This window comes from Phaeodactylibacter sp., from assembly GCF_022763345.1.
Taxonomy (GTDB): Bacteria; Bacteroidota; Bacteroidia; order Chitinophagales; family Saprospiraceae; genus Phaeodactylibacter.
The window spans coordinates 17,097-30,017 of sequence record NZ_JALEGS010000085.1 but is presented as its reverse complement, the minus strand read 5'-3'; the positions used below and the strand labels follow the sequence as shown (position 1 = coordinate 30,017).

The following is a 12,921-nucleotide window of genomic DNA, read 5'->3' as shown; positions in this document are numbered from 1 at the left end:
CCATGACCGCGCATGCCTTTGGCATTGCCGGCGACACATACACCCTTGTTTGACCGATGCCGATGCGGCACGCCGCCGGCACAAAACGCTAAACCTATGGTTCCCGATCTGCGGAAACAATTCAACGATGCGTTCACATCTGAGCGCTATCAGGCGCTGCTCGAATGGGTAGAAAAGCAGTACAACCACCGACCGCCCTTTCGCATTGCCGAGACACCCGTTTTTATACCGGATGACCTGAAAGCTAAACTCTTTGAAGCCTGCGATCAGATTACGGATGTGATCGTCGCTCCCGACTTTGAGGAGCGTTCCCGTAGTGCGCTGCTCGCCGGGCAGGAAGTCCCTAACGAAACGCCGCACACCACTTTCTTACAAATGGACTTTGGCATTTGCCAGGAAGCAGACGGGACACTGACTCCTCAGCTTATTGAAGTGCAGGGCTTCCCCTCCCTTTACTTTTTCCAGGACTTGGTGGCTCGGGGATACCAGGAAATTTACGATCTTCCGGAAGGCTACTCTCACCTCTTTGGTGGCCTGACTTCTGAAACGTACCTCGAAAAGCTGCGGCAGGTCATCATTGGCGACCACGACCCGGAAGAAGTCATCCTGCTGGAAGTCGAGCCGGACACTCAGGTGACCAGAATTGACTTCATTGCAGCTAAGCATATGATTGGCATTGAGTCCGTTTGTGTGTCTGAAGTCAAAGTGGAAGGCAGAAAAGTGTTCTACTTCAAGGAGGGCCGCAAGATACAGGTGAGGCGCATTTTCAACCGTGTTATTTTTGATGAGCTGATCCGCCGCGACGACCTCAAGCGGGAGTTTTATTTCATCCAAGAGCACGACGTGGAATATGTAGGTCATCCAAACTGGTTCTTCCGCATCAGCAAACATACCCTGCCGCTGATTGACAGCCCGTATGTACCCAAATCTTACTTCCTCAACGAGCTGGAGACACTGCCGGAAGACCTGCACAATTACGTGCTCAAACCATTGTACTCCTTCGCTGGTACCGGAGTCATCATCAACATCAATCAGCACGATGTGGATGCAATCAAAGACCCTGAGAATTACATTCTGCAGCGCAAGGTAACGTACGCGCCGGTGGTAGAGACGCCCGGCGAACCTTCGAAGTGTGAAATCCGGATGCTCATGCTTTGGGAACGCGGCGCCCCCCGTCCGGTGATGGTCAACAACCTGGCCCGGCTAAGCAAAGGCCTGATGGTCGGCGTACGCTACAACCGGGACAAGGATTGGGTAGGCGGCAGCGTAGGGCTGTTTAAGGTTTAGACCTTATTGCCAAGATAATTGAGGATTTCCTCCACGTATTTGCGGTGATTGGCCAGGCGGGGCACTTTATGCTGCCCTCCAAACTTCCCTCGGGAACGCATCCAGTCGTGGAAAGTTCCTGGAGGGAGTGCATGCAGGCGCAGTTGCTCCAGGGCGAGGCTTTTGGAGCGCTTCGCTTCGTAGTCTGAATTGGCGGCCTGCAAAGCTTTGTCCAGCATATGAGCAAACTGCGCTTCGTCAGCGGGTTCCCGCTCGAACTCAACCAGCCATTCGTGGCCGCCTTTGCTGTTGCCATTGAAATAAACCGGAGCTACAGTGTACTCGGAGACGATCGCTCCCGTACGGCGGCAGGCCACATCCAATGCCTGATCGGTATTCTCCACCATGACTTCCTCGCCAAAAGCATTGACAAACTGCTTGGTGCGCCCCGTGATCTTGATGCGGTAGGGCTCCGTTGAGGTAAAGGTTACGGTATCTCCAGGCGTGTAGCGCCAAAGACCTGCATTCGTAGTGACCACAAGGGCATAATTTCGACCCGCCTGTACTTCATGCAGGGGCACCGCAACGGGATTGGGCTTATCCCACTCTGTCATGGGCAGGAATTCATAGTACACGCCGTTATTGAGCAGCAGCAGCATATCGTCCCGGCTGAAGTCGTCCTGAGCCGCAAAATATCCCTCAGAAGCATTATAAATTTCCTGATAGCTGATGTCTTCCGAAGGGAAGAAGGCCTCAAACTGCTTGCGGTAAGGGGTAAAGCTGACCCCACCGTGCACATAACCCTGAAAATTAGGCCAGACTTCCAACATATTGCTTTTTCCGGTAAGTTCCAGAATGCGCCGGAACAGCACCACCGTCCAGGTTGGCACCCCGCCAATCATGACCATATCGGGTTCGTTGGCTCCGATTTGGGCCAGTTTTTCCAGCTTCACCTCCCAGTCGTGCAGCAACGCTGTTTTAAAGTCCGGTGTAAAGAACGGGCGCCCCACCGCAGGCATATTCTGAATCATAATGGCAGACACATCGCCATAGGTAGTCTTGGGATAAGGCTCGAAGGGAAATAAGCTCCCACCCATAATCATACTTTTGCACTCAAACTGACGGGCATCGGGGCGGTTGTGGTAAAAAAGCGCCATTGTGTCCCAAGTACCGCGGATGTGGCATTTGCGGAGGTTCTGAGCAGGTACGGGGATGAATTTGCTGCGATCGCTTGTCGTACCGGAAGACTTGGAGAACCAACGGACCTGACCACTCCAGAGCACATCTTTCTCGCCATACATCATCCGCTTGATGAAGGGCTTGAGGCCATCGTAATCATTGACCGGTATCCGGCGGGCAAATTGTGCCGCATCACGGATATCGCGGTAGCCATATCGCCGCCCCCATTCGGTATGTTTGGTAAACTGCAGCAGCTGCTTCAGCAATTGCTCCTGAACCTGATGGGGGTGCTCCATAAAATGCCGAATACCTTTATACCGTTGCTGATAATACCATTTAAAGGCCCGGTTGATCGACTTCCTCATAGAGGCGATGGTGTTGTTGGCGATGTATGTGTTCAAATATAAGGATTATGCGGTGCTTTTGCACCACTGCCTAAGTATTAATCCATGCGCAGCCCCTTACCTTTCGAGAAAAGCTACTTGACCGGTTATTAAAGCTCCAGCTTCAGGAACTGCCCGGTGTAGCTGTCTTTTTTCTTTGCGACCTGCTCGGGGGTGCCTGTACAGACCACCGTGCCGCCCCGGTGACCACCTTCAGGCCCCATGTCAATGATGTGGTCGGCTACCTTGATCACATCCATATTGTGCTCAATGATGATCACGGTATTGCCTTTATCCACCAGCTTATTGATGACGCGCAGCAGATGTCGGATGTCTTCAAAGTGCAGGCCGGTGGTGGGCTCATCCAGAATATAAATGGTATTGCCTGTGTCGCGTTTGGCCAGCTCTTCTGCCAGCTTCACCCGCTGTGCTTCGCCTCCCGACAGGGTCGTAGCCTGCTGCCCCAGCGTGATGTATCCAAGCCCCACTTCCCGAAGCGTGCGCAGCTTTCGGAAAATGTTGGGTACCGGCTCGAAGAACTCGGCGGCTTCTTCCACCGTCATATTCAGCACATCGTTGATCGACTTGCCTTTGTACAGCACCTCCAGAGTTTCCCGGTTGTAGCGGCGCCCCATACAGGTCTCACATTCGACATGTACATCGGGCAAAAAGTTCATTTCAATGACCCGCATTCCGGAACCTTTGCAGGTTTCGCACCGGCCGCCCTTCACATTGAAGGAAAAGCGCCCCGGTTTGTACCCGCGGATTTTTGACTCCGGCAGTTCGGAAAAGATCTTGCGGATATCTGTAAAAACCCCGGTATAGGTCGCCGGGTTCGAACGGGGTGTCCGCCCAATCGGCGACTGATCAATTTCAATGACTTTATCCAGCTTATCCAGTCCCTTAATGCTTTTGTAAGGCATAGGCGGCTTCAGGCTTTTGTAGAAATGCTGCCGCAAAATCGGGTACAGCGTTTCGTTGATGAGCGTGGACTTGCCGCTGCCCGACACGCCGGTTACGCAGGTCAGGGTGCCCAGCGGTATTTTGACATTTACTTTTTTCAGGTTGTTGCCTTCCGCCCCTTTGAGCTCAAAGACTTCTCCGGTGCCTTTACGGCGGGCCTTCGGCACTTCGATCTGCCGGGTGTTGTTCAGGTAGTCGGAAGTCAGGGTATGCCCTTTGATAAATTCCTCCGGGGTGCCTGCACCAACGAGTTCTCCCCCGTGCTTGCCCGCACCAGGACCCAAATCAATAACATAGTCCGCCGCCAGCATGATGTCCTTATCGTGCTCCACTACAATGACGGTATTGCCGATGTCAGACAGCTCACGCAGGGCTTCGATCAGGCGTTGGTTATCGCGTTGGTGCAGACCGATGCTGGGCTCGTCCAAAATGTAGGTGATGCCTGTCAGCTGGGAGCCAATTTGGGTAGCCAGGCGAATGCGCTGTGCCTCCCCTCCAGACAGGGTGCGCGCCGGGCGGTTGAGCGAGAGATAATCCAGCCCTACGTGGAGCAAAAAACCCAGTCGTAGGCGGATTTCCTTCAGGATATCCCGGGCGATCAGGGCCTGACGTTCCGACATTTGGGATTCCAGGCCTTCCATCCAGTCGCGGAGCATGGTGAGGTCCATTTCCGCCAGCTCACCGATGTGCTTGTCGTTGATTTTGAAGTGGAGCGACTCCTGCTTCAGGCGATAGCCGTTGCAGTCCGGGCACGTATCAATGGTCATGAACTCCTCTGCCCAGCGCCGGATTTTCTCCGAGCTCGTGTCTTCGTACCAGCGAGACAGCATATTAACGATGCCCTCCTGCGCCAGGTCGTAAGAATAGTCGTTGTAGTCATTGACCTTGACCTTAAAGGATTTGTCGCCGCCGTGCAGGATGACTTCCAGGGCTTCCTTCGGAATGTCTTTTACGGGGGTGGTAAAACTGAACTTATATTTTTTGGCAATGGCCCGCAGCTGTTTGAAGGTCATATTTTTTCGGGGCTCTCCCAGTGGAGCGATACCGCCCTCGTTGATGCTCCGCTCCTCATCTGGCATGACCTTATCCAGGTCCACCCGGTTGATTTTACCCAGTCCATTGCAGTTGGGGCAGGCACCGTAAGGGGAGTTGAAGGAAAAGCTGTTGGGCGAAGGTTCCTCATAGGAAATGCCAGCATCGGGGTCCATCAGGTTGCGGCTGAAAGTCCGGACCTCCTCCTTATTGTGCTCCATGATAAAGACCAGCCCGTTGCCCATCTTCAGGGCAGCCTGCAGAGATGTATTCAGGCGGGCCGCCCGGTCTTCGGATACTTTGATGCGGTCAATGACCACCTCAATATCATGTACCTTGTAGCGGTCTACTTTGAGGCCGGGGACCAGGTCGAGTATTTCGCCATCCACCCGGACTTTGGCGTACCCCTGTTTGCGGGTCTGCTCAAAGAGCTCGCGGTAGTGCCCCTTCCGCCCCCGGACTAGCGGAGCCAGAAGAAGGATTTTCTTACCATCATACTCCCCCATGATCTGCTCCTTCATCTGCTCCTCGGTGTACTTCACCATGCGCTTGCCCGTGGCATAGGAGTAAGCTTCACTTGCCCGGGCGTAGAGCAGCCGCATAAAGTCATAGACTTCCGTGATGGTGCCTACTGTGGAGCGGGGATTGCGTCCGGTCGTCTTTTGCTCAATGGAAATAACCGGGCTGAGCCCGTTGATTTTTTCCACTTCCGGGCGCTCCATCTCCCCGATAAACTGCCGGGCATAGGAGGTAAAAGTCTCCATGTAACGGCGCTGCCCTTCGGCGTAGATGGTATCAAAAGCCAGGGAAGATTTCCCGCTTCCACTAATGCCCGTAATGACGACCATTTTGTTGCGTGGAATCTGCAAGTCGATATCCTTGAGATTGTGCTCCCGGGCACCAATCACTTCGATATAGTCCTTCTCTTTAATCTGCTCATAGGCGGCTAGCCCGCTCGCTGGGTACTCTGTCATAAGGTGTGAATTATTCGGCACCCTTGTATAACTGAATGGGGGGCGGTAGTGTTGAGGCTTATCCTGAATTATGCGCACCTTTTGCGGGTTGCCATTGCTTCACTATATCCCAGTGCCCGCAGTCCAGCAATTTTAAATGTACCTGAGGCATACCTTCCAGGGCGGCAGTAAGCTTTCGGGCGGGGACCAGGATGTCTTTATTCCCCATCCCAACTTCCACGGGACAGTCCGCGCCGGCCAAAATCTGCTGTGCCCGATTTTTACCAAGCTTAAAGGCCAACAGGCTTTGCCAGGTACCGAATAGCCGTTGCCGGGTGGCTTCGGTAGCGAGTTGCGTTTGCAAATACCGAAGTGCAAACCGGTCGATCACGCCCCAGTCCCGGAGCAGGCTGGCCAATTGCAGGAACCGCATAGGGCGCTTTAGCCAACGGGCTGTCCGGTAGCGCATTCCTGCCGGCGTATGATCGATCAGCCCGCCCCAGCTGCTGCCTAATCCATCAGGTGCCAGCAGGTAGAGGCGTTCGGGCCGCTGCTTCAGCTCCGGCAACAGGCTGATCCAGAGCCGCCCACCCAGGCTGTGCCCCAGCCCTTCCCAGGGCCGGCCCGCCGTAAGCTTCCGGATGACCTGCATTAAATCGCCAGGTGAAAAAACCGGGTCTTCCCACTTCGTTTGTCCATGAAAGGGCAGGTCGATGAAATAACAGGTGTACGCCGCTTCCGGAAAAGCACGCATCAGGGGCAACAGCACTGAGCCGTCCTGTCCAAAACCATGGAAGGCCAACAGGCACTTTGGGCCATAGCCCAGCTCACGGTAAGCTACCCGCCCGTTCAGCAACTCCAGAAAGCGGACCGTTCCCTGCATTATTTTTCACCTATGACCGTGCCGTCAGGGATGTGGACGCCTTTTTTCAGTACGATGATACCATCCCGGACCACATAAGTCTCGGTCTCTGTGTCTTCCATATCGGGGCTGCCCTTGATTACCACATTATCACCTACCCGGCAGTTTTTATCCACAATAGCCCGGTGGATGACGCACTCGTTGCCGATCCCCATTGGCTGTATCGCCTTCTCCATTTCGTGCAGGGTCTCGTAGTAGTCGTTACCCATTACAATGGCCTCTGAAATTTCAGTGCCTTCACCGATACGCGAGCGGATACCGACCACAGAACGTTCAATCTTCTTGGCATGAATGATGCAGCCTTCTGCGATCAGTGCTTTATTGAACCAAGTACCGTACACCTTGGAAGGTGCCAGCAGTCGGGGCCGGGTGTAGACCAGCTTTTGATTGTCGAATAGATTGAAGTCGGGGATGTTGTCCGTCAGTGCAATATTGGCTTCAAAGAAGGAGCGGATAGTCCCGATATCGGACCAGTACTCATCAAAAGCGTAGCTGGCCACTTTGTAGCCTCCGGTAATGGCGTTAGGAATGATCTCTTTGCCAAAATCAGTCGCATCCGGGTGGTCGTCGAAAAGCTTAGCCAGGAACTCGCGCTTGAAGATGTAAATACCCATAGAGGCCAGGTAGTGCTTCTCCTGGGAAGCATACTCCTCCGGCACGGCTGATTTCCAATCCGGTAAGAGGTCAGGGCCGGGCTTTTCTGTGAAGTCCTCGATAAAGCCCTCTGCATTGACCTTCATAATGCCAAAAGCCGGTGCGTCTCTGGCAGTGACAGGAATAGTAGCGATGGTAAGGTCGGCCTCCTGATCAATATGGTAGTTCGCCAAGACACCAAAGTCCATTTGGTACAACTGATCGCCTGATAGGACCAGCACGTAATCGTGCTCATGCGCACGCAGATGGTGCATGGTTTGCCTTACGGCATCGGCTGTTCCCTGGAACCAATTGCTGCTCGACGGAGTCTGCTCTGCTGCCAGGATGTCTACAAACCCATGGGAAAACATATCAAAGTGATAGGTATTCTTGATATGCTGATTGAGGGAAGCTGAGTTGAATTGGGTAAGTACAAACATGCGACGCACCCCGGAATTCAGGCAGTTCGAAATCGGAATGTCAATCAGGCGGTACTTACCGGCAATCGGCACAGCGGGCTTGGAGCGCTCACTTGTAAGTGGGTAAAGGCGGGAGCCTGCGCCGCCCCCCAGGATCAGGCTTATCATTCGGATCATAGTGCAAAGTGGTTAGGTGGTTTATATCATTTGTTCATACACTTCCTGGTAATCCGCAGCGGAGCGCTCCCAGGAAAAGTCAATTTCGGTAATTCGCTGCCGGATATCTTCAAACACAGCACGGTTATGAAACAACTCTACAGCCCGGTAGATCGCGATATGCCCATCATCCAGATTGAAGTGGGTAAAGCGGATGCCACGCCCTTCGTTATTCGGTACTCCGATATCAGGCACGGTGTCTTTCAGCCCGCCCACTGATCGTACTATGGGCAGGGTTCCGTAGCGCATAGCGTACATTTGGTTCAACCCACAGGGCTCCACGCGGGAAGGCATCATCAGGAAGTCAGAACCGGCATACAGTTGATGCGCTAACCCTTCATTATATTCCAGCACCACGTCAAAGCGCCCAGGGTAGCGGTTGGCCAGATTTCGGAAAGCATCGTGTATCCAATGTTGCCCGGTGCCCAGCACAGCAAAAGCGACCTGCATGCCTGACTGCAGGACGCGGTCGATGAGGTCCGGCAGTAAGTCTGCGCCTTTCTCACCCACCAGCCGGCCGATGAAAGTCACCAGCGGCAGCTTAAGGTCGATGCGAAAACGAGGGCCCAGTGCTTCTTTGCTGGACTGCTTAAACTCCGCAAGGCTACCGGTCCAGTTGTACAGCAGGAAGGGGTCTTCTTTTGGGGACCACACCTGCGTATCAATCCCGTTGATGATGCCCAGGCATTTGTGGCGTTCATGCTGTAACAGCGCCTCCATGCCGTTGGAATCTTCACGCAGCTCTTCCAAGTAGGAAGGCGATACCGTGGTCACCCGCCACGCACACTTGATCGCTGTTGCCAGCGGATTGATGGTATGCCTCCAGTCGAGTAAGCCCCGGGCTTCGGCATCAAAAAACGGCAGCAGGTACATTTTGTCCCAACCGTAGTTGCCATGGTAAGCACCGTTGTGAATGGTAAAAACGGTAGGAATATGTTGCAGGCTCCGGTACTCCGGGCAATGCTTCACCATGAAAGGGATCAGCCCGGTGTGGTGGTCATGGCAGTGCAGGAGGGCCGGCTTGCCCGGGCTGTTGACGATCCATTGCAGCACCGCCTGCTGAAAGGCCAGGTAGCGCTCCACTTCATCACTATACCCTTGCCCGCCCGGGTCTGCATAGACGCCCGGCCGGTCAAACAAGCCTGGGATGTCCGCAACAAAGAAAGGGAACCCAAGGCTGTCGCCTGTAAATTGTTGTATGCTGAATGGGATGTGGCGGTTGTGCAGACGCACGACGCCCTGGTAAACCGGCTGAAAGGTTTTGCCCTCAAACCACTTGAGGCGGTATTTGGGGATGACGACGCCCGTAGACAAACCTGCCTGATTGAGATACTTAGGCAGTGCACCTACTACGTCGCCCAGCCCGCCTGCTTTGGCGGCCGGGTAGCACTCTGCGCTAATGTGTAATACCTTCATAGTTGGTTATCGTTGCTGATACCCGCATTAACGCAACACGGGACGCCCGGAAAATAAGAAAATTTCCAGCAGCGGAGGGCATAACAGAAGGATGTTTCTGTAAAAATGAAGCGCGCCTTGCGGGACATGTCCTGCAAGGCGCGTATTGAAGTTTAGCTATTTTTCTGCTTCTCTTCTTTCTTCTTCTTTTCGTCTTCTGGCTTTGGACGGCTGTTGCCGTAGGAGCCACTCCAGCGCTTGCCTTTTTTCGTGCGCTTATCACCTTTTCCCATCTTTATATGAGTTGATGTTAATAAATATCAATTATCGCCGCAAAGATAAAAAATCCTTTGAAGGAGAAGAAACTGCGCTACGGCCTATTTTCAGGGCGTGTGCAGCACGCGGCGGACCAGGATTCGCCCATCGTCCAATCTTGCCCGTAGCAAGAATAGCCCCGGTCCAAAGCGGCTGAGGTCTACATAAGGCAATTCCTGCACAGCAGGGGATGCCCAAACCAGCCTGCCCTGAGCATCCAACACTTCCAGTGTGGTGCCGTTGCTGCCGCCCTGTGGCAGCTGAAGGTAGACTTTTCCGGTGGTGGGATTGGGGAAAGCGCCCAATTCACCAACCGGGCCCGGCAAGACTTCGTCATTAGCCAACGTTTGGTCGAAAATGACGAGCGTATCTCCACCTGGCAGGTCATAATCAAGCGTATCGCCCGCTGCATCAATAAGGTACACGCCGTTTACCTGAGTGGGGAATGGGGTTTCGGGCACGGAGCGTCCCATGATGATATCGGCACTCACGATGAAGTTCACCGTGGCCAGGCGGCTGTAGCCACTACTCCCCGGCCCACTCTTCTGACTCCAGGCCAGATCGTACCGCCCCTGCCCAAACTCTACCAGGTCCCGGCGGACGGTCAGCAGGTCTTCAGAATGCCCCAGAAAGGCATCATCGTTATAGTCCACTGTGATGGAATGCGGTACCGTCAGCCCGATTGGATAATCAAAGTTCAAACTGATGCTATGGAGGTTTTCTGCCAAATGATCCGCATCCCCTACATAAAGCCCTGCACTAAAGGAGAAGTACTCCGGTGTATTGTTGTCAATAGTGAAGCTTTCCTGATCAAACTCCAGATAGACCGGTACAGCCCCGGGGGTAGGGGCGCTGACCACGGCATTATCGGGCATATAGTTAAAGTTGATTGCGTCGACGTCCCATTCATCAATAAAGCCATCCCCGTCACAGTCCAGGTGCTTGAAATCAACCGCACCAGCGTACTCCTGCCAATCGTCGCTAAAATTAGGCGCCCAGGCAATTGGATTGTTGGGATCAGGGAAGACCGTCCGCTCCGGGCCGGCACTACCGTAGCCCAGCCCGATATTGACCAGGTCATATATGTTAGGCAGGCGGTCCCCGTTTGCATCACCGGGCCAGACACAGTCGGTTTGGGCACAGAGGTCGTTCGGGGAATCAGCGAAAATAGCCTCACAGTAAGTATCCGTACAGCCATCGGCCGTCCAGATGGTCAGGCAAACGGTTGCCGTATCGCCAGGCAGCTCAAGGAAGGCACTATTGCCCATTGGAAAGTTAGAAGCATCGAGTACGCCATTAATGGTCACGATGGCGCTATCGAAAGCCGTTGAAGTATTGAACAGGTAAACATTAGCGTCCGACACAAAGCTAAACAGGAAGCTGGCCTGGCAGGAGGTTGGCGGACAGGCACCTGGCGTCCAGGAAGTCACGCCATGCCAGGTCTCTGCCACACACGAATTAACATAGGTCTGCCCATTGCACCCACAGACCGGGTCTGCAATCGTAGGACAGATGACAGTTTCGTCAATTTGAAGGGAATCAATACAATTTTCCTGGCCCGATAGATCGCTGCCAATGAAAAAAATAAATCCCCCCAAGACCAACCAAAAACGTAAGCGTTGCATGTGAATCATTTTATCTAGACCATCCATGTTTCAAAAATGCACATAATTGTACTTGCGCCAAAGGACAAAAATTGTATTTTGTCAGCCACTTGATTACCCTAAAATAACATAAACACTTGATTTAAAGCAATATACAAAATCAAGGCGTCAAAATTGTTCGGACCCAAAATGATCAGCCCTAAGCTCATCTCCTTTCTTTCCGCTCTTTCAGCCAGAGACCGGCTGCAATTTGAGCGATTTCTGCGCTCTCCGTACTTCAATGAAAGCGAGACTTTGCTTTTGCTTTTTCGATACCTAAATGACCAGTTGAGCAGCGACAGGATGCACGAGCTTCAACGAGACAAACAATTAGACAAAGCGGTTGTTTGGAAAAGTTTGTATGGAAAGGCGCCTTACAAAGATGGTACCCTGAGGCGGATTTGCTCCGAGTTATTACAGCTAGCCTACCGCTTCACCTACATAAACACCTGTGCTTCAAAGGAAAAGGAAGAGGTATTAAAAACACTGGGAACAGTGGTGGAACCTCATCAGGACAAGCACTTCAGAGGGCTTTCCAAGAAGTTTAACACCCTTCAACAAAACGCTGAGCGCCCGGAACAGGACCATTACCGCCAGCTTTACGACTACCACCTGGCCTGCCATCAGCAACTGGAAGCCCGTGCCGAAAAACAGACCGATTTCTCTCATCTGGAGCGAGCCGACTATTACCTGAATTGCTCTTACTACCTGCATAAGCTACGACACTACTGCGATGCACTGGGCTATGGCTTGTTCTCCGCGCAAAAACCAGACATCCGGCTGCCGGGCCACCTTTTTCAGGAAATGGAGCAGGGCGGTTATGCCAGGCAGGAACCCTGGCTGCGCGCCTACCTCTTGGTTGCGAGGCTCTTTGAGGCTGAAGACGGAGAGGAATTATTCTACCAGCTCAAATCTGCTTTCTTTGAGGATATTGTCCAGCAAGTCCCCGAGCCCGATGCCAACGCGCTGTGCATCCACCTGAGCAACTACTGCATCATCAAAAAAATCAATGCCGGAGAAGCCCGGTTTTTCCATGAGCTGTTTGATGTCTACCGTCAGGCGATCGAAGCGGGCCTGCTGATGAAAAACGGGGTACTCAGCTATCAGGATTACAAGAACATCATCACCGTGGGGCTGCACATCAAAGAGCTGGACTGGGTGGAGTACTTCATCCAAAACTACACTGAAAAGCTACCCGAAGAGCACCGGCGCAATGCCCTGACTTATAACCTCGCAAAAGTTTATTTCCACCAGGAAAAGTACGATGAGGTGATTGCCCAATTGCGGGAGGTGGAGTATGAGTCCATTGTTTACACACTGGGCAGTAAGCTGCTCCTGTTGCTGACCTACTTTGAGATGGGCGAATTTCTGGCGCTGGATTCTTTGCTCGATAGCTTCCGCATTTACCTGAGGCGCAACCGGGAAATTGCCCGCGACGTCAAGGAGCAGTATGTGAATGTCATCCGGTTTACCCGCCGGCTGTCGAGAGTCAATCCGGGCGACGACAAAGCGCTCGACAAAATTGAACAGCAGGTTCAGGCTTGTGAAGCCCTCGCTTCCCGACAGTGGCTGCAGGAAAAAATTGCGGACATGCGGAATTGA

9 protein-coding genes are annotated in these 12,921 nt (G+C 53.2%); 2 read left to right on the top strand and 7 right to left on the bottom strand.

Annotated elements, in window-relative coordinates; all coding sequences use genetic code 11:
• Nucleotides 1-96 precede the first annotated feature (96 nt).
• Nucleotides 97-1,287 (top strand): hypothetical protein, encoded by a 1,191-nt coding sequence (locus MRY86_RS21850; RefSeq protein ID WP_293566724.1) that lies wholly within the window; start codon nt 97-99, stop codon nt 1,285-1,287.
• On the opposite strand, the gene MRY86_RS21845 is transcribed toward MRY86_RS21850, so the two are convergent.
• The 7 genes from MRY86_RS21845 to MRY86_RS21815 form a co-directional block, all read right to left on the bottom strand.
• Nucleotides 1,284-2,846 (bottom strand): GH3 auxin-responsive promoter family protein, encoded by a 1,563-nt coding sequence (locus MRY86_RS21845; RefSeq protein WP_293566725.1) that lies wholly within the window; start codon nt 2,844-2,846, stop codon nt 1,284-1,286. The genes MRY86_RS21850 and MRY86_RS21845 overlap by 4 nt on opposite strands.
• Before the next feature lie 92 nt (nt 2,847-2,938).
• A complete protein-coding gene (gene uvrA, locus MRY86_RS21840; RefSeq protein ID WP_293566726.1) occupies nt 2,939-5,797 on the bottom strand; it encodes an excinuclease ABC subunit UvrA in 2,859 nt (952 codons plus the stop codon).
• Nucleotides 5,798-5,855: 58 nt separating this feature from the next.
• The gene (locus MRY86_RS21835; protein WP_293566727.1) at nt 5,856-6,659 is read right to left on the bottom strand and encodes an alpha/beta fold hydrolase; all 804 of its coding nucleotides are present in this window, start codon (nt 6,657-6,659) and stop codon (nt 5,856-5,858) included.
• Nucleotides 6,659-7,927 carry a glucose-1-phosphate adenylyltransferase gene (locus MRY86_RS21830; protein WP_293566728.1) on the bottom strand — a complete coding sequence of 423 codons (1,269 nt, stop codon included), beginning with the start codon at nt 7,925-7,927 and terminating at the stop codon, nt 6,659-6,661. Before MRY86_RS21830 ends, MRY86_RS21835 begins: the two co-directional genes overlap by 1 nt.
• Nucleotides 7,928-7,948: 21 nt before the next feature.
• Nucleotides 7,949-9,382: a glycogen/starch synthase gene (locus tag MRY86_RS21825; RefSeq protein WP_293566729.1), complete on the bottom strand. Its 1,434-nt coding sequence runs from the start codon at nt 9,380-9,382 to the stop codon at nt 7,949-7,951.
• A gap of 152 nt (nt 9,383-9,534) precedes the next feature.
• A complete protein-coding gene (locus MRY86_RS21820; protein ID WP_063777922.1) occupies nt 9,535-9,654 on the bottom strand; it encodes a 30S ribosomal protein THX in 120 nt (39 codons plus the stop codon).
• A 90-nt stretch (nt 9,655-9,744) separates the two neighbouring features.
• Nucleotides 9,745-11,301: a T9SS type A sorting domain-containing protein gene (locus tag MRY86_RS21815; RefSeq protein ID WP_293566730.1), complete on the bottom strand. Its 1,557-nt coding sequence runs from the start codon at nt 11,299-11,301 to the stop codon at nt 9,745-9,747.
• 168 nt (nt 11,302-11,469) lie between these two features.
• On the opposite strand from MRY86_RS21815, the gene MRY86_RS21810 reads away from it, so the two are divergent.
• On the top strand, nt 11,470-12,921 hold the full coding sequence (locus MRY86_RS21810) for a hypothetical protein (RefSeq protein ID WP_293566731.1): 1,452 nt from the start codon (nt 11,470-11,472) through the stop codon (nt 12,919-12,921).

Bases quoted from the DNA above. Each gene is read 5' to 3' on its own strand.
- MRY86_RS21830 (WP_293566728.1), bottom strand. From the start codon at position 7,927: ATGATCCGAATGATAAGCCTGATCCTGGGGGGCGGCGCAGGCTCCCGC.
- uvrA (WP_293566726.1), bottom strand. From the start codon at position 5,797: ATGACAGAGTACCCAGCGAGCGGGCTAGCCGCCTATGAGCAGATTAAA.
- MRY86_RS21825 (WP_293566729.1), bottom strand. From the start codon at position 9,382: ATGAAGGTATTACACATTAGCGCAGAGTGCTACCCGGCCGCCAAAGCA.
- MRY86_RS21810 (WP_293566731.1), top strand. From the start codon at position 11,470: ATGATCAGCCCTAAGCTCATCTCCTTTCTTTCCGCTCTTTCAGCCAGA.
- MRY86_RS21850 (WP_293566724.1), top strand. From the start codon at position 97: ATGGTTCCCGATCTGCGGAAACAATTCAACGATGCGTTCACATCTGAG.
- MRY86_RS21820 (WP_063777922.1), bottom strand. From the start codon at position 9,654: ATGGGAAAAGGTGATAAGCGCACGAAAAAAGGCAAGCGCTGGAGTGGC.
- MRY86_RS21815 (WP_293566730.1), bottom strand. From the start codon at position 11,301: ATGCAACGCTTACGTTTTTGGTTGGTCTTGGGGGGATTTATTTTTTTC.
- MRY86_RS21835 (WP_293566727.1), bottom strand. From the start codon at position 6,659: ATGCAGGGAACGGTCCGCTTTCTGGAGTTGCTGAACGGGCGGGTAGCT.